Annotated in this window: 24 protein-coding genes and 1 pseudogene; 7 read left to right on the top strand and 18 right to left on the bottom strand. The window is 36.5% G+C overall.

Going from position 1 to position 24,138, the window contains the following annotated elements; translation table 11 throughout:
- Positions 1 to 82: 82 nt before the first annotated feature.
- Both citZ and BAQ44_RS02050 read right to left on the bottom strand, forming a co-directional pair.
- Positions 83 to 1,231, bottom strand: coding sequence for a citrate synthase (gene citZ, locus BAQ44_RS02060; RefSeq protein ID WP_175562471.1), 1,149 nt, complete (start codon positions 1,229 to 1,231; stop codon positions 83 to 85).
- Between the two features lie 386 nt (positions 1,232 to 1,617).
- Positions 1,618 to 2,079 carry a DUF441 domain-containing protein gene (locus BAQ44_RS02050; RefSeq protein ID WP_000625507.1) on the bottom strand — a complete coding sequence of 154 codons (462 nt, stop codon included), beginning with the start codon at positions 2,077 to 2,079 and terminating at the stop codon, positions 1,618 to 1,620.
- Positions 2,080 to 2,500: 421 nt separating this feature from the next.
- Between BAQ44_RS02050 and ytvI the strand changes: the two genes are divergently transcribed.
- A complete protein-coding gene (ytvI, locus tag BAQ44_RS02045) occupies positions 2,501 to 3,619 on the top strand; it encodes a sporulation integral membrane protein YtvI (RefSeq protein ID WP_001081377.1) in 1,119 nt (372 codons plus the stop codon).
- Between the two features lie 628 nt (positions 3,620 to 4,247).
- Here the strand turns inward: ytvI and BAQ44_RS02040 are convergent.
- The 8 genes from BAQ44_RS02040 to dnaE form a co-directional block, all read right to left on the bottom strand.
- A complete protein-coding gene (locus tag BAQ44_RS02040) occupies positions 4,248 to 4,637 on the bottom strand; it encodes an FxsA family protein (RefSeq protein WP_061677040.1) in 390 nt (129 codons plus the stop codon).
- 197 nt (positions 4,638 to 4,834) lie between these two features.
- The gene (pyk, locus tag BAQ44_RS02035) at positions 4,835 to 6,592 is read right to left on the bottom strand and encodes a pyruvate kinase (RefSeq protein ID WP_063262648.1); all 1,758 of its coding nucleotides are present in this window, start codon (positions 6,590 to 6,592) and stop codon (positions 4,835 to 4,837) included.
- 53 nt (positions 6,593 to 6,645) lie between these two features.
- The gene (gene pfkA, locus BAQ44_RS02030; RefSeq protein ID WP_000821161.1) at positions 6,646 to 7,605 is read right to left on the bottom strand and encodes a 6-phosphofructokinase; all 960 of its coding nucleotides are present in this window, start codon (positions 7,603 to 7,605) and stop codon (positions 6,646 to 6,648) included.
- A 128-nt stretch (positions 7,606 to 7,733) separates the two neighbouring features.
- Positions 7,734 to 8,708 (bottom strand): acetyl-CoA carboxylase carboxyl transferase subunit alpha, encoded by a 975-nt coding sequence (gene accA, locus BAQ44_RS02025; protein ID WP_000818786.1) that lies wholly within the window; start codon positions 8,706 to 8,708, stop codon positions 7,734 to 7,736.
- Entirely contained in the window at positions 8,696 to 9,565 is an 870-nt protein-coding gene (gene accD, locus BAQ44_RS02020; RefSeq protein ID WP_000942872.1) for an acetyl-CoA carboxylase, carboxyltransferase subunit beta, read from the bottom strand. Before accD ends, accA begins: the two co-directional genes overlap by 13 nt.
- A gap of 185 nt (positions 9,566 to 9,750) precedes the next feature.
- Entirely contained in the window at positions 9,751 to 10,395 is a 645-nt protein-coding gene (locus tag BAQ44_RS02015; RefSeq protein ID WP_061677038.1) for a FadR/GntR family transcriptional regulator, read from the bottom strand.
- Positions 10,396 to 10,409: 14 nt separating this feature from the next.
- Positions 10,410 to 11,618, bottom strand: coding sequence for an NADP-dependent malic enzyme (gene ystJ / locus BAQ44_RS02010; protein ID WP_168216092.1), 1,209 nt, complete (start codon positions 11,616 to 11,618; stop codon positions 10,410 to 10,412).
- Positions 11,619 to 11,751: 133 nt separating this feature from the next.
- A complete protein-coding gene (gene dnaE / locus BAQ44_RS02005) occupies positions 11,752 to 15,078 on the bottom strand; it encodes a DNA polymerase III subunit alpha (protein WP_063262646.1) in 3,327 nt (1,108 codons plus the stop codon).
- A 42-nt stretch (positions 15,079 to 15,120) separates the two neighbouring features.
- Here dnaE and ytrH point away from each other — a divergent pair, with 42 nt between their 5' ends.
- Together ytrH and ytrI are read left to right on the top strand one after the other, a co-directional pair.
- Positions 15,121 to 15,534, top strand: coding sequence for a sporulation membrane protein YtrH (gene ytrH, locus BAQ44_RS02000; protein WP_073516695.1), 414 nt, complete (start codon positions 15,121 to 15,123; stop codon positions 15,532 to 15,534).
- Entirely contained in the window at positions 15,531 to 16,034 is a 504-nt protein-coding gene (gene ytrI, locus BAQ44_RS01995) for a sporulation membrane protein YtrI (RefSeq protein ID WP_061677035.1), read from the top strand. Before ytrH ends, ytrI begins: the two co-directional genes overlap by 4 nt.
- Before the next feature lie 51 nt (positions 16,035 to 16,085).
- Here the strand turns inward: ytrI and BAQ44_RS01990 are convergent, their stop codons facing one another.
- Entirely contained in the window at positions 16,086 to 17,018 is a 933-nt protein-coding gene (locus BAQ44_RS01990; RefSeq protein ID WP_071720484.1) for a DHH family phosphoesterase, read from the bottom strand.
- A gap of 159 nt (positions 17,019 to 17,177) precedes the next feature.
- On the opposite strand from BAQ44_RS01990, the gene BAQ44_RS01985 reads away from it, so the two are divergent.
- Positions 17,178 to 17,474: a YtpI family protein gene (locus BAQ44_RS01985; protein WP_001144772.1), complete on the top strand. Its 297-nt coding sequence runs from the start codon at positions 17,178 to 17,180 to the stop codon at positions 17,472 to 17,474.
- Positions 17,475 to 17,492: 18 nt separating this feature from the next.
- Here BAQ44_RS01985 and BAQ44_RS01980 read toward each other — a convergent pair whose 3' ends face one another.
- The 4 genes from BAQ44_RS01980 to BAQ44_RS01965 form a co-directional block, all read right to left on the bottom strand.
- Positions 17,493 to 17,756 (bottom strand): DUF3949 domain-containing protein, encoded by a 264-nt coding sequence (locus BAQ44_RS01980; RefSeq protein WP_061677033.1) that lies wholly within the window; start codon positions 17,754 to 17,756, stop codon positions 17,493 to 17,495.
- An 87-nt stretch (positions 17,757 to 17,843) separates the two neighbouring features.
- A complete protein-coding gene (locus BAQ44_RS01975) occupies positions 17,844 to 18,785 on the bottom strand; it encodes a phosphotransferase enzyme family protein (RefSeq protein ID WP_071720482.1) in 942 nt (313 codons plus the stop codon).
- A gap of 126 nt (positions 18,786 to 18,911) precedes the next feature.
- Positions 18,912 to 19,235 (bottom strand): hypothetical protein, encoded by a 324-nt coding sequence (locus BAQ44_RS01970; protein ID WP_063262643.1) that lies wholly within the window; start codon positions 19,233 to 19,235, stop codon positions 18,912 to 18,914.
- A 146-nt stretch (positions 19,236 to 19,381) separates the two neighbouring features.
- Positions 19,382 to 20,695, bottom strand: coding sequence for a CBS domain-containing protein (locus BAQ44_RS01965; RefSeq protein WP_071720480.1), 1,314 nt, complete (start codon positions 20,693 to 20,695; stop codon positions 19,382 to 19,384).
- Between the two features lie 244 nt (positions 20,696 to 20,939).
- Here BAQ44_RS01965 and BAQ44_RS30950 point away from each other — a divergent pair, with 244 nt between their 5' ends.
- Positions 20,940 to 21,101 (top strand): hypothetical protein, encoded by a 162-nt coding sequence (locus BAQ44_RS30950; protein ID WP_071720478.1) that lies wholly within the window; start codon positions 20,940 to 20,942, stop codon positions 21,099 to 21,101.
- 40 nt (positions 21,102 to 21,141) lie between these two features.
- Here the strand turns inward: BAQ44_RS30950 and BAQ44_RS01955 are convergent, their stop codons facing one another.
- Positions 21,142 to 21,825 carry a metal-dependent hydrolase gene (locus BAQ44_RS01955; RefSeq protein ID WP_071720476.1) on the bottom strand — a complete coding sequence of 228 codons (684 nt, stop codon included), beginning with the start codon at positions 21,823 to 21,825 and terminating at the stop codon, positions 21,142 to 21,144.
- Positions 21,826 to 21,974: 149 nt separating this feature from the next.
- Here BAQ44_RS01955 and pepQ point away from each other — a divergent pair, with 149 nt between their 5' ends.
- Positions 21,975 to 23,072 carry a Xaa-Pro dipeptidase gene (pepQ, locus tag BAQ44_RS01950; RefSeq protein ID WP_000994028.1) on the top strand — a complete coding sequence of 366 codons (1,098 nt, stop codon included), beginning with the start codon at positions 21,975 to 21,977 and terminating at the stop codon, positions 23,070 to 23,072.
- On the opposite strand, the gene BAQ44_RS01945 is transcribed toward pepQ, so the two are convergent.
- Positions 23,055 to 23,459 carry a DUF3221 domain-containing protein gene (locus BAQ44_RS01945; RefSeq protein WP_071720469.1) on the bottom strand — a complete coding sequence of 135 codons (405 nt, stop codon included), beginning with the start codon at positions 23,457 to 23,459 and terminating at the stop codon, positions 23,055 to 23,057. The genes pepQ and BAQ44_RS01945 overlap by 18 nt on opposite strands.
- Before the next feature lie 20 nt (positions 23,460 to 23,479).
- Positions 23,480 to 23,854, bottom strand: coding sequence for a hypothetical protein (locus BAQ44_RS01940; protein WP_071720467.1), 375 nt, complete (start codon positions 23,852 to 23,854; stop codon positions 23,480 to 23,482).
- Positions 23,855 to 24,053: 199 nt separating this feature from the next.
- Between BAQ44_RS01940 and BAQ44_RS01935 the strand changes: the two are divergent.
- Positions 24,054 to 24,138, top strand: a pseudogene (locus BAQ44_RS01935) (transposase); the annotation flags it as partial.

The raw sequence follows: 24,138 nt of genomic DNA, 5'->3' as shown, positions 1-24,138 counted from the left end.
TAAAATATTCTAATCATTACGTCTTTCCGAAAAAATCAGACTTTTGAAAGCGTATTTTCACTATCAAAATAGTGTTTTTCGCTTATCGTTGTGCAATTGGAACATACACTTGATGTGTTGGTCCATTATAATCAGCACGTGGACGGATTAAACGGTTGTTTTCATATTGTTCTAGAATATGAGCTAACCAGCCTGACATACGGCTAATTGCAAAAATAGGTGTAAATAAGTCATGGTCAATTCCTAAACAATGGTATACAGAAGCTGAATAGAAATCAACATTTGGTGGAAGACCTTTTTCTTTTGTTACAATGTCTTCAATTTTGATAGACATATTATACCATTTGTCTTCTCCTAAAAGCACGCATAATCTCTTGGACATTTCGCGTAAATGTTTCGCACGCGGATCACCCTGCTCATATACACGGTGGCCAAAGCCCATGATTTTCACTTTATTTTGAAGAGCATTATGAATATATGATTCTACATTTTCTTCTTCGCCAATTTCAGTTAACATCTTCATTACATTTTCATTTGCCCCGCCGTGAAGAGGACCTTTTAACGCACCGATTGCTGCCGTAATACCAGAATATACATCTGAAAGTGTAGCTACACAAACACGTGCAGTAAATGTAGAAGCGTTTAACTCATGATCTGCATGAAGTACAAGCGCCTTATCAAAAGCTTCAATTTCAACTTCATTTGGCTCGCGATCATTTAACATATACAAGAAGTTTGCAGCTAATGATAAATCGTTTCTAGGCTCAACAATATCTAAACCTTTACGAATTCTTGCATAAGCAGCAACTAAAGTTCCCACTTGAGCCTGCAATTTAACCGCTTTCAAATAATTGGAGTTTTCATCCATAATTTCAGCGCTCTCATCGTATAATGATAGCATGGAAATTGCAGTTCGTAAAACAGACATCGGATGTGCAATTTTTAAATCTACTTGTTTCAAATATGTTAAAATCTCACCTGGAACTTTATAGTATTCCGATACAGTTTCTTTAAATTTCGCTAGTTCTTGTTCATTAGGAAGCTTGCGATGCCATAATAAGTACACTACTTCTTCAAATGTAGCATTCTCAGCTAAATCATCAATATTATACCCAACATACGTTAATGTATCATCAATAATAGAGCTCACAGATGATGTTGTTGCTACTACCCCTTCTAAACCTCGAATAACAGTCATGACATTCTCTCCTTTTCCTGAAAATTCTCCCAACCTTGCTCCTTATATCTATTTGCTCCCCTTTTGAATTATGAACGCCCGTTCACTCTTTAGGCAAGCAAAATGCACGATCATGCAAATTTGTTGCGATGTTCCCCTCTTATGTCCATTGTTTACATGGAAAGCATGAGCGTGAATGTCTCCCCGAATCCTCACGCTCAAAACAACAAGTTAGTGAGGAAAATTAATTCCGAAGAGTTTTATGATAAAAACAACATAAAACAATATCATTATAAAATTGTTTTATGTTGTTTTTATTTTATCTGGTGTAAAGTCTCTGCTGTTATGTAACTTTTCAAAGTTTCTAATCCTATTATAAACAATTATCTGACTTTTGTGAACAGAAAGAATTCAAAAATTTTATATTACTATAAAATTCCTTATTTAAACATCTGTATAATACTCATAACTGCATAGGCAATTCCAGCCCCAATTAATGGACCTACAGCAACCCCATTAAATAAAGCAACCGCTATAATTGTACCGAAAACGAGCGCAGTTGTAATATGAGGATCCGTCGTCAATAATTGTACGCCGCCTTTCGCTAACAAAGCCACCGCTACCCCTGAAGCTAAAGCAATCCATGCATAATACGATTTCGCCGCTTCTCCAAGTTGTTTAAAACCTATTTCCCCTGTCGCAATCGGTACGAGTACTGCTATTGTAATAACCGTAACACCGAGGTTAATCCCTTTCGTTTGTAGATAAGGAAAGACTTTATCTCCTAAAAACGTAAATTTCAATAAAAATAACACACCAATGGCTACAGTAAGCGATTGGTTTTTCGCAATAAGTCCTATAATAAGTAGTATGAATAAAAATAACGTTGACTGACTAATCATGTTTGCACTTCCTTTCTGAAAATAATGAACTCATTTCCAAACAAAAATACTTTTAAACCTATCGTTATACATGCTATATCGATGTATATGCAACAATAACCACTTCATTTTTTACATATTTTAAAATGACAAATCGAAACGCTAACCATCAAAAATTTAAGCATATATACATTTTTAAAAACGGTCGTCTCTCCTTTCTTTTCTAATAAGAAACAGGTAAAATAAAAAGAAGAGAAAATGAAGTTTTTACCATATAGTAGAAGCATCAACACCAAGCTTTTCCGGTCACCCATATACTGAAAAAGCAGGAAAAATCCATCATTCCACTATAACATAAAGTGAAACTTTAATCAGTGGCGACACACTCGTTATAAGTTGAACGAATTAGGATAATCCAAATTGGAATGGGAGGTATACATCTTTGAACCGAAACTTACTATATATGATATTGCGACTCATATTTGTCATTGTAGCAACGGTAGCCGGGTTCTATGCATTACTATATATGTCAGGACTTATCTACCCTTTTATTATCGCTTTCGCATTTGCTTATTTGATTAATCCTGTCGTCAATTTCCTTAATCAAAAACTACAATTTCCTCGCGCACTAGCAGTACTCGTTAGCTTAATTCTCGTATTCGGAGCTATCGTCGGACTCGTTACATATCTTGTAACAGAAGCAATATCTGCCACAACATACTTACTACAACTTGTTACAGTAAAGTTTCCAGATATCGTTGCATTCGCGCAACAATTTGCACTTAATCATATTATGCCTCTCTATGATGATTTAATTTCTAAATTTAATCATCTTGGGGAACCACAGCGCTATACGATTACACAAAACATTCAAAACTTAGGAACCGAAGCAACGACGCAAATGAAAGAACTTTTAACTGCTATTATCAGCGGGTTAACAAATTTCATTAGTGCATTACCAACAACTTTAACTGTTCTTGTATTCGTTTTATTAGCCACTTTCTTCATTAGTTACGATTGGCACCGTCTTGCTCAGAAAGTAAGAAAATTTTTGCCAAATCGTGTTCATGGCTATGGAAAAACTATTTTTGTTGATTTAAGAAAAGCTTTATTTGGTTTTGTTAAAGCTCAACTTACACTCGTATCTATGACAACTGTTATTGTACTAATCGGACTGTTAATATTACGCGTACCATACGCCATTACTATCGCGATTATTACAGGGGTTGTAGATTTACTCCCGTATCTAGGAACAGGCGCCGTCTTCGTTCCTTGGGTTATATACGTATTTTTCACTGGCGACACTGCTTTCGCCATCGGTCTTCTCATCTTATACATCGTCGTGATTGTCCAAAGACAAATTATGGAGCCTAAAGTACTTTCTTCTAATATCGGCCTCGATCCATTAGCAACACTGATTGCTCTATTTGTCGGCTTTAAACTCTTTGGCTTTTTAGGATTAATCATCGGTCCAGTCACCTTAGTACTACTTAATACATTGCACAAAGCTCGTGTATTCCATGATTTGTGGAAATATATTAAAGGCTCACCTTCAAAATAATAGTTTCTAATTCATATACAACAAAAACTTACATGTAATCAGTGGGAAAATCCCACTGATTATTCCTTGTACTTATTTTTCATACTCATTACATCCAACAAGAGAATTGCACCCAAAAAGGATCATTCTCTTGTTTTTTTGTATAAAAAACGCATATTTTGATGCCTTTTTACATATTTATTCTATCATTTTCATAATTATTACTTACATTTATTACTTTTTATGTAAATGAATAAATATACAAAACAACTTAGAATGAGACTTAAACTAATAACTTTCCTGCTCGTATCTAACTTTTTTCGATGACAATTGATTCTTTTTATATACAAAAACAAGTTTGAGTTCACATTTTTTTCTTACAGCACACTCATTAAGAGCTACCAACTCCCCAAATCACATATCCAATCACAAAACACACAGCAAATATACTAAAGTAAGATAACGATTAATACGGATTTTTTCCACCACCGATTATTAACTTTCATGGGCAATCCGACTTCTACTTAACTCCTTCGCACTCGCCAAATTTTAAAGCATGATATAACAAAACTTTAATTAACAGAGCTTCATCCACCCCCATCCTTTTGCGGGCAAAAAAAATAGTGCTTAGATCGCTATAATCTAAGCACTATTTCTGAACGATAATAGTAGAGTTCTTTCTAAACTTCCATTCCATCCATTTCATAACAAACGGCTTCAATAAAGCCCTCGTCACAGGAAGAACAAAGATAAAGCCTATTATATCCGTTACATATCCAGGAAGTACCAAAAGGATACCTCCTACAAAGATAAAAATACCATCGAGTACTGCCGCTCCTGGCATTTCTCCTCTATTCAACTTAGATTGAATCTCTCCAAGTACTTTAAATCCTTGCCTTTTCGCCAAATAGACACCTACAACACCCGTAAATACAATCATAGCGAACGTAGACCATAAACCTATTACATGACTCGATCCAATTAAGACTGTAATCTCAATCGCCGGTATTAAAATAAACAAGAATAGTAACCACTTCATAGTTCTACACCCCTCTCATATACCATCGCTTTAAACGCCCTCACAACGCTCATATACACCATATAAAAGCCGAATACATTTCTTATCAAACCTCATAATAAATAGCTTTTAAAAGCAATTTCAGACGTCTCAAGCTAGTTACAACTCATTTTTGTGTAAAAAAAAGAGAAGGACTCCGATCCTTCTCTCCGTATTACTTATAGCACTTCCGCATGTCCATTATAAACAATTCCGCGTGCCGCATCAACTGTTACTTCTTGGCCATTTTTTAAAGTTGCTGTTACGCCGTTTACACCAACGATAACAGGAATACCGATTGATACACCTACAACAGCCGCGTGGCTTGTTAGGCCGCCTTCTTCTACAACTAGAGCAGCAGCTTTTTCAATTGCAGGAATCATATCTTTATCAGTGCTTGTTGTAACAAGGATATCACCTTTGTTTACGTTCGCTACAGCTTCAGCAGCTGTTTTCGCTACAACTACTTTACCTTTTGCAGCTTTACGACCGATTCCTTGTCCTTTTGCAACTTCTTCACCAACAACGTGGATTTTCATTAAGTTTGTTGTACCCGTTTCAGCAACTGGTACACCAGCAGTGATTACTACAGTGTCTCCAAGTCCAATTAGACCTGCATCCATACCTGTTTGAATTGCAGTATCTAACATTTCGTCAGTAGACGCTGCACGTTTTCCAGCCATAAATGCTTGTACACCCCAAACAAGTGCAAGACGACGTCCTACTTGCTCGTCAGATGTTACAGCTACGATTGGAGATTTTGGACGGTATTTAGAGATCATTTTCGCAGTATATCCACTTTCTGTTGGAGCTACGATTGCAGCTACATCAAGAGCAAGTGCTGTATGCGCAACAGATTGGCTAATTGCATCTGTAATTGTTGGAGTGAACTCTTTAATACGTTTTTTGAACATATCTTCATACTGTAATGATTTTTCAACACGTACCGCAATGTTAGCCATCATAGTTACTGCTTCTACTGGGTATTGACCAGCAGCTGTTTCACCTGAAAGCATGATTGCATCTGTACCGTCGAAGATTGCGTTAGCTACGTCACTTGCTTCCGCACGAGTTGGACGTGGGTTACGTTGCATAGAATCTAACATTTGTGTCGCAGTAATAACTGGTTTACCTAACACGTTACATTTTTTGATTAGACGTTTTTGTACTAATGGTACTTCTTCTGGTGGAATTTCTACACCCATATCACCACGAGCTACCATTAAACCGTCAGAAACTTCTAAGATTGAATCGATGTTATCGATACCCTCTTGGTTTTCGATTTTTGGTACGATTTGGATATATTGAGCTTTATGCTCTTCTAATAATTCACGGATTTCTAATACGTCAGATGCTTTACGTACGAATGAAGCTGCGATGAAATCAACTTTTTGCTCGATACCGAAAATGATATCTTTTACGTCTTTTTCAGTGATACCAGGAAGCTTAATGCTTACGTTTGGTACGTTAACACCTTTTTTATTTTTTACAGTTCCGCTGTTAAGAACTTTTGTACGGATGTTTCCATCAGCTTTTTCGATTACTTCTAGTTCGATAAGACCGTCATCGATTAGAATACGAGAACCTGGGTCTACATCGTCATAAAGACCAGCATAAGATACAGAGAACTTCTCTGCAGTACCTAATACTTGCTCAGTAGAAAGAACTACTTCTGCACCTGTTACAAGCTCAGCTTGTCCGTCTACGAAGTCGTGAGTACGGATTTCTGGACCTTTTGTATCAAGTAAGATACCAACTGTTTTACCAGTTTTCTTTGAAGCTTCACGAATATTTTTAATACGAGCGCCGTGCTCTTCATGGCTACCATGAGAGAAGTTTAAACGAGCAACGTTCATACCCGCTTCGATTAATTGTTCTAATTTCTCAATACTTTCACTAGCAGGACCTATAGTACATACAATTTTAGTTTTACGCATATTGCACCTCCGAAAATTATGAAACCGTTCCCAAATATCCGACATTAAGCCGATTAGATGGATAATTCTTTAGATAATTGATACATATCTTTATCGATTGTATGCTTTTGAGCTAACGCTTCGATAATGTCATGATCAACAAGTTTATTATCTTGAATACCTACACAACGTCCACCTTTACCAGCAATCAATAATTCAACTGCTCTTGCGCCAAGACGACTTGCTAATACACGGTCTTGTGCACTTGGTGATCCACCACGTTGTACGTGACCTAACACAGTTACACGAGTATCAAAGTTTGTTGCTTCTTCAATATGCTTACCGATGTCAATTGCACTTCCAACACCTTCAGCCACAATGATAATACTGTGTTTTTTACCACGTTCACTACCACGCTTCAGACGAGCAATAACATCTTCCATGTCATACTCTTCTTCTGGAATTAAAATTGTTTCAGCACCATCAGCTAAACCAGCCCATAATGCGATATCTCCAGCATGACGTCCCATTACTTCGATAACATATGTACGTTCATGAGATGTAGCTGTGTCACGAATTTTATCAATTGCATCAATAACAGTATTTAAAGCTGTATCGAAACCAATTGTGAAGTCTGTTCCAGGAATATCATTGTCGATTGTACCTGGTACACCAACACATGGGAATCCTTGTTCAGTTAATTTTTTAGCACCTTGGTAAGAACCATCTCCACCAATAACAACAAGTCCTTCGATACCGTGTTTCTTTAATTGCTCGATACCTTTTAGTCGTACTTCTGGATCTTTAAACTCAGGACATCTTGCTGTATATAATTTTGTACCACCACGGTGGATAATATCGCCAACAGAACCAAGTTCTAATTTTTCAATATGACCAGAAATTAAACCAGCGTATCCATGGTAAATACCATATACTTCAATATCATGGAAAATCGCTTTACGAACAACTGCACGAATGGCAGCATTCATACCAGGTGAATCTCCACCACTTGTTAATACACCAATACGTTTCATTTGTACTCACCTCATAAAGATTATTTGCCTTATAATAAAATAACACGAAAAAATATAAAAACACAATGGAGAAGATGTGTCTTTTCATAATAAAAACGTGCATTCGCGAAGAGGAACGCACGCTTTTATTATTTTATCCCAATGGAAGCGTTTGAAAACGAAACTTGCCCAATTTTCATATATTTTTCATAACGTTTTTCGATTAATTCATCTTTCGAAATTCCGCTTAATTGTTCAAAAGTTTTCTTAAGCATTAAATCTATATTTTCTGATTGTTTTAAAATATTACGATGTGCTCCGCCTTTTGCCTCTGGAATAATTTCGTCAATTACACCTAATTCTTTCAAATCTAATGCTGTAATTTTCATCGCTTCTGCAGCTTCTTTTGCTTTACCAGCATCTTTCCAAAGAATTGCCGCCGCACCCTCTGGTGTAATAACAGAATACGTGGAATTTTCCAGCATATGAATGTAATCTCCTACTCCAAGACCTAACGCACCACCACTACCACCTTCACCGATAACAATACAAATAACAGGTACAGTTAAACCCGCCATTTCAAATAAATTACGGGCGATCGCTTCACTTTGTCCACGTTCTTCAGCTGCTTTACCAGGATAAGCTCCCTTCGTATCAATGAAACAAATAATAGGACGATTAAACTTTTCCGCTTGTTTCATTAGACGCAGTGCTTTTCGATATCCTTCTGGATGAGGCATCCCAAAATTACGACGAATATTTTCTTTCGTATCTTTTCCGCGTTGATGCCCAATTACAGTTACTGGCATCCCCTTATATTTCGCAATGCCGCCGACAATCGCTGCATCGTCGCCAAATAGGCGATCTCCATGACATTCAAAAAAATTAGTAAATAAGTGCTCAATATAATCGAGCGTTGTCGGTCGTTCTGCATGACGAGCAATTTGAACACGGTCCCATACTTTCATATTGCCGTATATATCTTCCTCTAATTTTTCTAACTTGTCTTCCAAAATACGAATCTCCTCACTGAAGTCCATCTGGCTGTTTTTCGTATAGTCTTTCAGTTCACGAATCTTATTTCTTAGCTCAACAACTGGTTTCTCAAATTCTAGCTCTGCCATACAGCCATTTCCCCTCCTTGATGAACTTCTAAAATCTTACGGAGCGATTCTCTCATATCATCACGATGCACCACCGCATCTAATTGACCGTGCTCTAATAAAAATTCTGCCGTTTGGAAATCTTCCGGTAGTTTCTCACGCACTGTTTGTTCAATTACACGTCTACCAGCAAATCCGATAAGTGCACCTGGCTCTGCAAGATTGTAATCACCAAGTGAAGCGAAACTCGCTGAAACCCCGCCCGTCGTTGGGTGAGTCATAACAGAAATAAATAACCCTCCTGCATTACTATGCTTTTTCAAAGCTACGCTTGTTTTTGCCATTTGCATTAAACTTAATATCCCTTCTTGCATACGGGCACCACCCGACGCAGTAAAGATAATAAATGGAACTTGTAAGTCGTATGCTTTTTCAACTGCACGGGCAATTTTCTCTCCTACAACAGAGCCCATGCTGCCCATTCGAAAACGAGAATCCATTACTGCAACAACAACAAGCATGTCATCAATTGTTCCTTCACCAGTTACAACCGCTTCGTTCAATTCAGTCTTCTTACGATCGCTCTCTAGTTTCTCTTCGTATCCTGGAAACTCGAGTGGATTTAATGAAACCATTTCTTTGTCATACTCACGGAATGACCCTTCGTCCAATATACTATCAAGACGTTCCCATGCATTCATAGGATGATGATATCCACAATTCACACATACTTTTAAATTTTTTAGAACCTCTTTCGTATACATGATTTTTTTACATTTCGGACATTTTGTCATAACGCCATCCGGTACATCTTTTCGTACTTGTTCTGAAGGTATTGCAGCGTACTTTTTCTTTTTCACGAATAAATCTCTTAGCACAATTTGACCCCCTTCGTTGAGAGCTAAGGTTAGCGCAAGAAGAAAATTGGGCTAACACCAAAGTTTGATGTTAGCCTTATCTTCTCAATCTGTCTAATAACCTCACTCTTTACGTTTAACTTTAACCGCTACGCGATAGAATGTTTGTCATAACGTGTCATGGTCATTTCGACAAATTTTATACATTACGAGTGAAACTGTATATTCTCTACTAATTCATCGTAAATTTTTAGCGCATCATTTTCTTGCTTTTCTTCCAAAGTAGCATAAAGCTTTCTATACATATCGATAGAATCTCCTGAAACTTTACAAGAAAGAGTTGATACGTAATCATTTACGATCATCCAAATGCGATAAAGTAAATAATTATCGACTTGTTCAATAAGTGTTTTAAAGAACGTTTGATGAAGCATTGGAATTGAGTTTTCATTTTCTTCAAGTACTTTGTGTAATTTACTTAGCACTTTAGAAAACGTTTCTTTCGGTAAATTACATACAATTCGAATCATATCTTTCTCAAGCAATCGTTTTGTTTGTAATAAATCACGAATTGTTTTCTCATCTTGCAGTAAGAACGGCGCAATCAATTGTACAAGACCGTTATCGTAAAAGTTTCGAATAAACGTCCCTTCACCACGTCTCGTTTCAATCAATCCTACCAGTTCTAAAGCACGCAATGCTTCTCTTACAGAGGAACGCCCTACGTTTAAACGTGAACTTAACTCACGTTCAGACGGCAAACGATCCCCCGCCACCAATCCATCTTCTTCCATAATGGAACGGATTTTTTTTACAATTTCGAGATATACTTTTGTATTTGATGATGTCAATGGAAATTCCTCGCTTATTCTTTACCAATCAGCGCTAATTGTTTTGTTTTCTCAGCAATCTCATTTGGATCTACTTGACGGCGAGCTACTCCTGTCTCCATTGCAGCTTTCGCAACGTAAGCTGCCACTTGAGGCGCTACACGCGCGTCAAACGGTGCAGGAATGATATAGTCTGCATTCAACTCATCTTCTGCTACAAGCTCAGCAATAGCCTGTACAGCTGCCATCTTCATTTCTTCGTTAATTTGTGTCGCATGTACGTCAAGTGCACCACGGAAAATACCAGGGAACGCTAGTACATTATTTACTTGGTTTGCGAAGTCAGAACGACCCGTTCCAACAACAGCTGCGCCCGCTGCTTTTGCCAATTCTGGCATAATTTCTGGAACTGGATTCGCCATTGCAAAAATAATTGCATCGTCATTCATTGTACGAACCATCTCTTCTGTTAATGCACCTTCTGCAGATACACCAATGAATACGTCCGCACCTTGTACAACATCAGCTAAAGAACCTTCGATACGATTCTTATTTGTATATTTTGCAACTTCATCCTTCACAGGATTCATACCTGTAGGACGACCCTCATAGATCGCACCTTTACGGTCACACATAATAATGTCGCGTACACCATAGCGATATAAAAGTTTAATAATTGCAATACCTGCTGCACCTGCGCCATTTGCGACAACTTTAATGTCAGACATTTTCTTTCCAACTAATTTTAGCGCGTTCACAAGACCTGCTACTGTTACGATAGCTGTTCCGTGTTGATCATCATGGAAGATAGGAATATTTGTTTCTTTTTTCAAACGTTCTTCAATAATGAAGCAGTTTGGTGCTGCGATATCCTCTAAGTTAACGCCGCCAAAAGTTGGCTCCATTAATTTTACAGTTTCAACAATTTTATCTACATCGTTTGTATTTAAGGCAATCGGGAATGCATCTACACCAGCAAAGCTCTTGAATAATACAGCTTTACCTTCCATTACTGGAAGAGATGCTTCAGGTCCAATGTTACCAAGACCAAGTACAGCCGTTCCATCAGTCACAACTGCTACCATATTTCCCTTCATCGTATATTCATATACCTTACTTTTATCGTCATAAATTTCTTTACAAGGCTCTGCAACCCCTGGAGAATATGCAAGACTTAAATCTTTTGCATTTTCTACTTTTACTTTTGATACAGTTTCTAATTTTCCTTGATGCACTTTATGCATGTGAAGTGCTTCTTCACGAAGTGTTGACAAACTATCCACTCTCCTCAAATTATTCTAGCTGATATCAATTTCTCCAAGTGGTCTGACCACGAACACTACTACTATAATAATCGAAGTGTAGGGAAATTGTCCATTATATTTTCACAACCACATTTTCTTCCCCGACAATTTCACGAAGTGCTCCTAAACATTCTTCACTTGGATGAATCGATAAACTTCGTGATAATTGTACCATTTTATGTTCCTTTTCATAATAAATTAGTACTTTCGCAAAACCCGAATAGTCAAACAATATTTTAGTAACCTGATTTAACAACTTTTTCTCATACTGAGACGGCAATTTCACGTAAACAGATGCGTCTTTCTTTTCTTCATACACATCCATTTCTTCTAACGGATATAGCCCATTTACAATCCATTGCAACTTATGATTTCTAAGCTCAATCATGCCGTCAACTAATACAATTGCGCCTTCTTGTAACTTATCTGAGAAATGTATATACGTTTCTGGGAAAAGAACTGCTTCCATTTCATCATTTTGATCACAAAATGTAATAAACGCCATCTTTTGCAACTTTTTCGTACGAATTACTCTCACGCTTGTTATATACACGATCGCTCTTTGTACTTTTTTCTTATGCCGCATCGCTTGAGCGAGAGATGGAATTTCTAATTCTTTCGCTAACTTTACATACTGCGCTGTCGGATAGCTTGATAAATAAAAACCTAATGCTTCCTTTTCTTTATTTAACTGTTCAATAAAAGAGAGCTCTTCTCCTTGTACGTATTTCGATTTCGGAACAGCATCTCCTAGATCACGTGCAAGATTTGCATACTCTAACGCTCCTTTAAGACTTTTCGATAAATTCGTTCTCGAAACACCAAAATCATCAAAACATCCAGACCAGACAAACGCCTCTAAATTTCGCTCTGTTACAAACTTTGATGGCATGCGAAGACAAAATTCAAATAAATCTTCAAACATTTTTTTCTCTCGTTCCTCGAGTAATGCTGTCACTGTAGCCATTCCGATGTTTCGAATGGAAAGTAAGCTGTAACGTATCGCATTGCCTTCTATTTGGAAATTATAACCACTCCTCTGAAGAGACGGCGGCAAAACGTGAAAACCTTTCCGCTTCGTTTCTCGTATATACTGCACAATCTTATCTTCATTTCCAATTGCACTTGATAATAGTGCTGTCATAAATTCCAGCGTATAATTCGCTTTTAAGTAGGCAAGCTGATATCCAATCATACTGTAGGCAACTGCGTGACTTCTGTTAAAACCGTAATTCGCAAATCTTACAATTAAATCGTAAATTTTCTCTGCAGATGTCTCGTCATAACCATTTTGTAAACAACCTTGCACAAAATGCTTACGTTCCTGATCTAAAATATCACGATTTTTTTTACTCACTGCACGGCGTAATAAATCTGCTTCTCCGAGCGAGAATCCTGCTAATTTCGACGCAATTTGCATAATTTGTTCTTGATATACAATTACACCGTACGTTCTTTCTAAAATTGGCTTTAAGTCCGGATGTAAATATTCAATTTTTCTTTTTCCATGCTTTGATTCAATAAAGGTCGGAATTTGTTCCATTGGGCCTGGTCTATATAACGAGTTAACAGCGACAATATCTTCAAATTCATTCGGTTTTAACCCACGAAGTACATTTCGCATACCACCTGATTCAAGCTGGAATACACCTGTTGTATCCCCTCTACCTAACAATTGGAACGTTTTTTCATCTTGAAGTGGTAAATTTCTTATATCAATTTGTGTCCCCGTTTTTTTCACGATAAACTTTATAATATTTTCAAGTAACGTTAAATTACGTAATCCTAAAAAGTCCATCTTTAACAAACCAAGTTCTTCTAATGCATCAGCTGGATATTGCGTCACATACACATCGTTATGCCCTTCTTGAATTGCAACACTTCCTGTTAACGGCTCTTGGCTCATAATAACGCCAGCTGCATGAATAGACGTATGACGGGGTAAGCCTTCTACACGTTTTGCAATTTCAAACACACGCTCATGAAGAAGATTCCCTTGTATGAACTCACGGAGTGATTGCGATTCCTCATATGCATCTTTTAACGTTATACCAAGCTTTGATGGGATAAGCTTTGAGAATATGTCAATATCTCGCGGCGGAAGCCCCATTACACGCGCAATATCTCTAATTGCTGCTTTTGCTGCAAGCGTCCCAAACGTTACGATTTGTGCAACACGAAGCTGACCATATTTATCTTTCACATATCGAATCATCTCATCACGTCTTATATCTGGAAAATCGATATCAATATCTGGAAGTGTCACACGTTCGGGGTTTAAAAACCTTTCAAATAATAGATCATATTCAATTGGATCGATATCTGTAATTTCTAATACGTAAGAAACGAGTGAGCCAGCTGCCGATCCACGTCCTGGTCCTGTTAAAATATGATTTTCATGCGCATACTTCATAAAATCCCATACGATGAGGAAATAATCACTAAACCCCATACTAGAAATAACGTTTAATTCATGATTTAAACGCTGGATATGTACTTCCTTCGGCGTACCATAACGTTTCTGCAACCCTTCTTCACAAACACGGCGTAAATACATATCATTCGTCTCGTTAGCTGGAACAGGAAATTTCGGTAATTGATTTACATGAAACGGTATTTCTACTCTGCAACGTTCTGCAATTTCTACTGTATTGTAAATCGCCTCTTCTACGTGAGAAAATAGTGCTTCCATTTCATCTGATGATTTTAAATAATATTGATCTGTTTTCAGCCTCGGTCTATCTGGATCCGTCATTTTCGATCCACTTTCAACAGATAATAAGCACTCATGAACAAGTGCGTCACTTTGATTGATGTAGCGTACATCGTTTGTTGCAACAACTGGAACATTTATCCTACTCATAAATGCAGGTAATTTCTCTTGCAGAAGCAGTTCATCTTGAATCGCATGATGCTGCAAACTCATATAAAAATTACCGAACATACTTTGGTACATGCGAGCTACTTCTTCAGCTTCACTCTCTTTGTCTTCTAATAATAATTGTTCAATTTCTCCATCTTTACCTGGAGAAATTGCAATTAATCCTTTCGCATAATGGGCAAGCCACTTTTTCGGAATACCTTCTTTTGACTTCGTCATAATGCTACTAGAAATCTTTAATAAATTTTGATAGCCTATTTCATTTTCAGCAAGTAAAACAAGCGGATAAGATTTTTCATCTTCTTCACTAAAAATAGAAGCTGTTAAGCCGATAATAGGCTGTATACCATGTTTCTTACATGCTTTATAAAACGGAATAACGCCATACATAACATTTTCATCCGTAATAGCCAGTGATGAAAAACCAAGTTCTTTTGCCCTGACTACTAGCTCATCAATTTTACAAGCACTTTTTAATAAACTAAAAACGGTTTGACATTGTAAATGCACAAACTTCACTGTTGTACCCTCTCTTTACCAATTTGACTACTTTTATTATAGGTGATGAGGAAAGCGGAAATCAAAACATACTTCTTATACTTTGTCCATATATATGAAGAAGAAAGGGGAATGACGATGGATGTAAGAGAACACACTTTTTTCTCTCTGCTTATTATTAGTTATTTTATTGCCTTTGGAGTTATACTCGGTGGTTCATTAATTGGCGGCTTTGGTGCATTTCTTATCGGAAAACCAACTCTAACCTACATTAATCAATTCGCCCAAAATTTAAGGATTTGGGCACTCGTTGCAGCAATTGGCGGAACATTTGATACTTTTTACAGCTTTGAAAGAAGTTTCTTTGGCGGAGATATGAAAGATATCGTAAAACAAATTCTCCTTATTTTTTTCGCAACGGGTGGTATGCAAACAGGTCTTACTATTATTAAATGGCTAACGCAGGAACATGTATGAGAGTACCAAGTGCCAATACAGCAAAAAAATGGTATTTAGTTTTAGCTGGTGCTGCTGTTGGAGGCGTGTTGAGCTGGTTTATTTTTTTGTACATATACGGTGTTTTTCAAGAAGAACAAGCTAGTAAAATAGCAGAGCAACGAGAAATTATAGAAAAACAAGAAGCAAAGCTCCACGTCCTTCTCGAAGATCAAGAAAAATTGAATACAGAAAATAAACGACTCTTAACTATTCAAGAGATTAAAATAAAAATAATTAATCGAGAAAAATACGATTTAGACAATCTTACACTCGAAAATATGACCACTTCTATTCATAATGACCTCCAGCACCTTTTAACGAAAAACATACAAAGTATCGCAAAAAATAAAGACCTGCTCAAAAAAGCAATCGAAAATAAAACGTATAAACATTACGATCGTCTATACCGCTTTAAAGTCGATACAATATCTTTTGATACCGTGCTTGAAATTAGCATTACTATAGAGAAAGAAAAATAAAGAAGGAGGACTTTAGCGCCGCTCCTTCTTTTCGTTTTCATATATAATCTCTTATCTACACAGCTCACGTAAATCAGCAAAAAGACGATCCGCTTCTTCCCAAGAAGATGCTTTTGCACCGGAAGCCATCGGATGCCCTCCGCCATTATATTGCATTGCTAATTTATTTATCACTGGTCCTTTTGAACGAAGACGAACACGAATCACATCGTCTTCCTCTAAAAATAGAACCCACGACTTTAATCCATCAATATTACCAAGTGCTCCAACAACGCCAGATGCCTCAGAAGGAAGTACATCAAACTTTTCTAATACTTCTTTCGTTAATTTAATGTAAGCTGCTCCTTCTTCTACCATCGTAAAGTTTTGTAAAATATAGCCGTTTAAACGAGCAATCTTTTCTTTCGTCTTATACATTTCATTGTATAAATCTGTGAATTTCACATCCATATCAACAAGCTCACTTACATAACGAAGTGTTTTCGCTGTTGTATTCGGGAATAAGAAACGACCTGTATCCCCAACAATACCCGCTAAAATAAGACGCGCTGCTTCTTTTGTTATCTGTAATCCTTTATCTTTTCCATAACTGTAAAACTCATAAATCATTTCACTTGTAGAACTTGCTGTCGTATCTACCCACGTAATATCTCCGTACGGATCTTCATTTGGATGATGGTCAATTTTAATTAACATCTTCCCTTTTGCATAGCGTTGATCGTCAACACGTTCTTGGTTCGCAGTATCGCATACGATAACAAGTGCATTTTCATATACACTATCTTCAATATCATCCATTACTCGTAAATATGCTAGTGACGGTTCATTGTACCCAACCGTATAAATATTTTTCTCTGGAAACGATTCTTGTAGAATGGTACCAAGACCGCCCTGTGAACCTAACGCATCTGGATCTGGACGCACATGGCGATGAATAATAATTGTATCAAACTCTTTAATTGCTCCTAAAATTTGCTCATGCATATGTATAATCTCCTTTTTACTCAACTTCTTCACTTTATCTTCCATTATAACGGAAAGTATTTCATACATGCGAACAATTGCTTTATAATAAAAGTTAGAAAGTTTAGATATTTCTTTTTTCGCCACTATTATTTTTACAAAGCGATGGGAGTGTGCATTATGCCAGTATTAGTCTTCTGTATTATCGTCTCATTTATGTTGTACCTCTTCTACAAAACAAAATACTTTCGTACAAACCGCCCAATGGAGAAAGGTTGGCTCTCAGGAAAATCCGCAATGGCACTCGGTTCATTCGTCTTATTCTTCGGGATAAACCAATTCTTTTTAGAACTTTCAACCGCTCGTATTATCGTTGGTGTTTTATTTGTTCTATTTGGTAGTGCAAGTGTATTTAATGGATTTCGCCAATACAAACATTTCTTACCATTAGCCGTTGAAGAAGCTGAATCTGTCTGAAGCAACGTAAAAAAAGCATCAATATTGTGATGCTTTTTTACGTCCCCTAACTTTTAAAATCATATATGCGACAAACGCAGATGGTATATTAAAGGGATTTCCTTGTACGTGAAAATGTAATTGTTCTTCCTCAAAAGACATTTTTTCATACAGTTCTCGCTGAGATAATCCCGTTCGTTTCTTCTTTTCATGCAATCCTTGTAAGTATAAATATTGAAACGGGATCATCACAAGAAAGTAAAATAGTGCGATTCCACCAAAAAAGAGCACTTCTGATGACATATTGCATACCACCTTCCCGGAATCCATTTTCTTACAATACAATTATAACATAATATATAGCCTAATTAAATCACTATTCTGTCTTCTTTATATAACCGTCTCTCCACATAACTCTTTTTCAGCATACTGAACATATCGCCGAGTAAAAGCACCGGGATCTTTTCTAATAGGCTCGATATCAAGCCTTAACGGAATCTTTCCCGCCATATAAAAAATTCTTGAGGCAGTCCCAAGTCGAATGGCTGCTTCCGAAATATTTTCCCCATATCCCATCATGAAATTCCCCCATACGTCTTCTAACTGTCCCGAAGCAATTAAATGTAATCTCGGAACACCAATATCAAACTCTTTATACCCAAATCCACATTCATCAAAATCAAGTACATACCAATCCTCTTTGTCTACAAGAACATTACCAAAATGCATATCACCATGAACAAATTGTTTTTCTCCTAGTTGAGTTGAATTTGTGAGCTCTTGTATTCTTTCTGCAATTTTCATGCATTTATGCTTATCAGCATGCGATAGAAATGAAACATTTAGTAATCGCTGTAAAGGCTCGTGAATTAGCTTTTGCTCACTATATATTGGCCTTTCGTAACCTCTCCAAGTTTGCGGCACTCTTTTGAGCACTTCATTTGTTTTTTCATGAAACATTCGCATTAGTGACCCCAGTTTTTCATAGTCCTTATCCCTTGGTTCTAAAATTTCACTTCCGTTTATAAACCTAAAGACAACAAAATACCGAATACTTCCCTCATCTTTCATAACAGATGTGATCCAATCACCATTTTTATTTGCAACTACTTCTGGTACTAGCATTTGTTTTTGCATCGCTAATAACCAATGTATTTCAGCCTCTATTTGCTCTGCTATATAACGTCCTTCTCTATACTGCCTAACTACAAATTTATTTTTGCCCGATTCGAATATATATGTTTGATTTTCTCCCCCATGCAACAATGAAACTTCCGTAAGACTATTTAAATTATATTGCTTACATAACTGCTCTTTAGTGTGAAAATCCATTCTTTTCCCCCTAGTTCATATAGTGAAGAATCATTTCCCTATCCAACTCCACGATTGTTATCTTTTAACGATTAGTAGCGTAATCGACTAACAACCAATTTTCTATCCACATTGATACATATCCTTCTATTTTTTCACTTCTCTATCCGAACTCTTACATAGCTTAAGCATTAACTTCAAAACCCAATAAAACAAAATAAAGTTAAAGAAAAAGCCTAATGGATTAAACGAAATTTCCCATCCACCATAATAAACAAACGTTTCAGCTGGTATACCAAAGTAAAGAAAGTCCGGCTCATTTTCTCCTGATATAGGAATAAAGGCGCCCACACTAGCAAGAGTTAAACTTACAAAATACAGCCTCTTTTTAATAGCATTCATTCTTCTATGCGTTAACACATGCATAATGATGAAACATACGACCACTAAAAAGAAAATGATTCCGTCCATTCGCTTCCTCCTTATCGCTATTCCATTTCCACATCTTCAAATTTTTTAGTCTTTTATTATAAATATGAAATGATACGCTATTTATTTTTGTTTCTATCCTTTTAAATAAAAAAATGGAACAAACCAAAGCGGCTTGCTCCATCTTTTTATTTATCGATCAACTGCACCATAAGTAATGCTTTCCCGACAACATTACCTTCATGATGTACTTCTACATCCACCTTACCAAATTTACGTCCAATTTCTAATACTTTCGGATGAACCGATACAACATTGTCAATTTGAACTGGTTTTACGAAATAAATTGTTAAGTTCTCAACAATTAAATCACTTTTCTTTTGCGCACGAATAACACGGTTCGTTGCTTCCGTCACAATCGTTGTGAATACACCGTAAGATAACGTTCCGATTGAATTGGTCATTTGCGGCGTCACTGAAAATTGATATAGATGTTCATTTTTTGCTTCTTTCGGTGTCATGAATTGATTCGTTACAATATCATCGATTGTTTCCCCGACTTGTGGTTGACGCTGAATCATTTGCAACGCCTGAAGTACATCTTGACGGCTAATAATACCTTGCAGTTTATTTCCTTCATCCACAACAGGAAGTAACTCAATACCTTCCCACACCATCATACGTGCCGCAGCCGCGACAGACATTTTTCCATTTACCGTAATTGGATGTTTTGTCATCACTTTATCAATTGGTGTTTCTTTCGCTACACCAATCATATCTTTTGAAGTTACAATACCTAATACCTTTTTATTTTCATCAACAATTGGATATCTTCCGTGCATCGTCTCTTCGTTATACGCATGCCATTGCTGTACTGTATCACCTGGTTTTAAATATAGCGTCTCTTCAATTGGTGTTAAAATATCTTCAACGAGTACTATTTCTTTCTTAATAAGCTGATCGTAAATTGCGCGGTTAATTAACGTCGCAACTGTAAATGTATCGTAACTACTTGAAATAATCGGCAGCTTTAATTCATCTGCTAATTTCTTCACATGATCTTCCGTATCAAATCCACCCGTAATCAATACCGCAGCTCCGGCTTCTAACGCTAATTGATGTGCGTTCGTACGGTTACCGATAATAAGTAAGTTCCCAGCTTCTGTATAGCGCATCATCGCTTCTAATTTCATTGCCCCAATTACGAACTTATTTAACGTTTTATGTAGTCCTTCTCTGCCCCCAAGTACTTGACCATCGACAATGTTAACGACTTCTGCATATGTCAGCTTTTCAATATTCTCTTTCTTCTTTTGTTCAATTCGAATTGTTCCGACACGTTCAATTGTACTAACATATCCTTTATTTTCTGCATCTTTAATTGCACGGTAAGCTGTCCCTTCACTTACACTCAAATCTTTCGCAATTTGCCTTACAGAAATTTTATGCCCTACTGGCAGGCCATTAATATGTTCTAAAATTTGGTTATGCTTGGTAGCCAAATGGTTTCACCATACTTTCTTTTCCCTAAATTCTTCATGTGTTGTATTTTCAGTATACTATATTTTCAAAACTGTTACACTCTCTCTTTGTATGTCTGTACTATTTTTTTTATAACAAAATACGCCTTACATTATACTACTTCTTCTATTACAACAATGTAATGGTATTGTCATCTCGTTCGATAGTTTGTCCAGCTGCTTCAATATACAATGAAGACAAGAAATGAAACAAAGGAGCGGATACATGATGAAAAAATTATTAGAAGTTGTAGGTGCTGTATTTTTAGCTTTCGTAGACGGGAAAAAAGTTGCAATGGCATTGAATGAAACACCTGAACAGCCACTTCCAAAAAGAAAAGAATCACCAAAACAAGTACAAACTTTAAAAGCTGTCCTACACACGTAAAAAACCCTTCACTTGTCTTTTCAAATGAAGGGTTTCTTTTCTATAGTGTAATACTTTCTCCAGCTTCTAATACTTCCCCTGTACAATTTTGTAGCTTTTCTACAAATTGATATGGGTCTTGTTCAATTACTGGGAACGTATTGTAATGCATCGGTACAACAGTTTTCGCTTGAACCCATTTCGCTGCTAAAACAGCATCTTCTGGTCCCATTGTGAAATTATCACCAATTGGTAAAAATGCTATATCAACGTTGTTCAGTTCCCCAATTAATTTCATATCAGAGAATAGAGCGGTATCTCCTGCATGGTACACAGTTTTCTCTTCTGCTGTAAATAAAATTCCTGCTGGCATACCTGTATATGTAATCGTCTTATTTTCTTCATCAATATAACTAGAACCGTGGAATGCTTGTGTAAACTTCACTTTTCCGAAGTCAAATTCATGCGAACCACCAATATGCATCGGATGTGTATTCACACCTTGCCAACTTAAAAAGGTCGCTAGTTCAAATGGTGCCACAACAACCGCATTATTTTTCTTCGCAAGCTCTACTGTATCTCCAACATGATCTCCATGTCCATGCGATAAAAGAATCGCATCTACTTTTACATCTTCAGCCTTTAAATCCGTTGTCGGATTTCCAGTTAAAAATGGGTCAATTAAAATCACTTTTCCATTCGTTTCAATCTTTACAACTGAATGTCCATGATAAGATACTTTCATTATTACATTCCTCCCCTATTCACATTCTCACTTTTTATTCTACATGATTTTTCAATTCCCTGTCTTTTCTAACATCTATTTACTTGTCATAACGCTTTCCTCCGATGTAAAGTTATATTTGTAATTAAATATCTCGGGGGTGCCAATCGATGAATGCTAGATTAGAAAATTTAATGCAATGGCTAAAAGAAAAAAACGTAGAAGCTGCGTTCTTAACTTCTACACCAAACGTTTTCTACATGACAAACTTCCACTGTGAGCCACACGAAAGACTGCTTGGTATGTTTGTATTCCAAGAAAAAGAACCTATTTTAATTTGTCCTAAAATGGAAGAAGGTCAAGCACGTAACGCTGGCTGGGCACATGAAATTATCGGATTTACTGATACTGACAGACCATGGGATATGATTGCAAAAGCAATTAAAGACCGTGGTATCAATGCAAACGCAGTTGCGATTGAAAAAGAACATTTAAACGTAGAACGTTACGAAGAATTAACAAAACTATTCCCAAATGCAGCGTTCAAATCAGCTGAAGAAAAAGTTCGTGAACTTCGTTTAATTAAAGATGAAAAAGAACTTTCTATTTTACGCGAAGCAGCTAAAATGGCGGACTACGCTGTTGAAGTTGGTGTAAATGCAATTAAAGAAGATCGTAGCGAGCTAGAAGTACTAGCAATTATTGAACACGAATTAAAAACAAAAGGCATACATAAAATGTCATTTGATACGATGGTATTAGCAGGTGCAAATTCTGCTCTTCCACACGGTATTCCAGGTGCAAACAAAATGAAACGCGGCGATTTCGTACTATTTGATTTAGGTGTAATCATTGAAGGTTATTGCTCTGACATTACACGTACAGTAGCATTCGGTGACATTTCTGAAGAACAAACTCGCATTTATAACACTGTACTTGCTGGACAACTACAAGCAGTTGAAGCATGTAAACCAGGTGTTACACTTGGCGCAATCGACAACGCTGCTCGTTCTGTGATCGCAGATGCAGGTTACGGCGACTTCTTCCCGCACCGCCTTGGTCACGGACTTGGAATTAGCGTACACGAATATCCAGATGTGAAAGCTGGTAACGAGTCTCCATTAAAAGAAGGTATGGTCTTCACAATCGAGCCAGGTATTTACGTACCAAACGTAGGTGGCGTTCGTATTGAAGATGATATTTACATCACAAAAGACGGATCAGAAATTTTAACGAAATTCCCGAAAGAATTACAATTTGTAAAATAAGAAAAAAGGCAGCATAATTGCTGCCTTTTTCTGTTTCTCTAATATTTCAAACTTCTCTACAATCATTTTTGCTGGATAGCTTTCAAGTGTTTGAGAAGTCCATACTTTTATTTTATCCCCTGTTTTTAACTGTTTATATGCACCTTTATCTTTAAAGCTCAAAACTATATGTGATGGATACTCTTTATTCATTTGTTGTTCTATATAATTTTGTAACTCTATTTTTGTTTCATACTTTTTATCATTGACGAAAAATACCGTGTCATTTCTTACTATGACATACCCTTCTTCAGTTACTTTTTTTACCTCTACTTGTTTTGTAGTGCACGCTGATAATATGATTAGAAATACACTTAAAAACATTAATTTTTTCATATGCCTATTCATTTTTAACTCCTTATTCTAGGCTATTTCAAATTTAACACCATCTTCTCTTCATACTTATCATCCCATTTAATCACAATTTCTATCGGTTCATCTTTAGAAAGAGGTGAACAACTTACGCAAGAAGACTTCATTTCAATTCTTGCTCCTTTATGAACTTCTGAAGTTTGTGTCATTGTACGAAAGGTTTCAGTAATAGCAATCTCTAAATTTTTAAATTCTGTATTTCCATCTCCGCCCTTATATTGAAACGTAAACATTCCATCTTCACTGTCATCCTTAATATACCCTTTATATTGCCCCGTCCAACTTTTGCTCTCGCTAGAAAAAGTAACATACGAAAGTGAACAGCTTCCTAAAAAGAAAATACTGATGAAAAAGAATAACACTCTCTTCATAATGCCCCCCATTCAAAAGCATTTATTTATTGTCTATTTCTTCCTCTTATTATACTATTAAAATACAGAATTTTCTAAAATATGATGCAATAACAGTAAATAAGAATCTATAAAAAACTATAAAAATTTACAATTACAGGTTTTATATTTTACAGAATTCAACCTATAATATTTTCAGGTGATGAAAAGGGGGAAAAGGATGAAAACAACACGTAGTTGTAAAATCAATTCTATTACAAAAGAACAAACGGAAGCTTTAATTACTTTGATCCGTACGTTCGAAA

It is taken from the genome of Bacillus mobilis, assembly GCF_001884045.1.
Taxonomy (GTDB): domain Bacteria; phylum Bacillota; class Bacilli; order Bacillales; family Bacillaceae_G; genus Bacillus_A; species Bacillus_A mobilis.
This window is presented reverse-complemented; position numbering and strand designations above follow the sequence as displayed.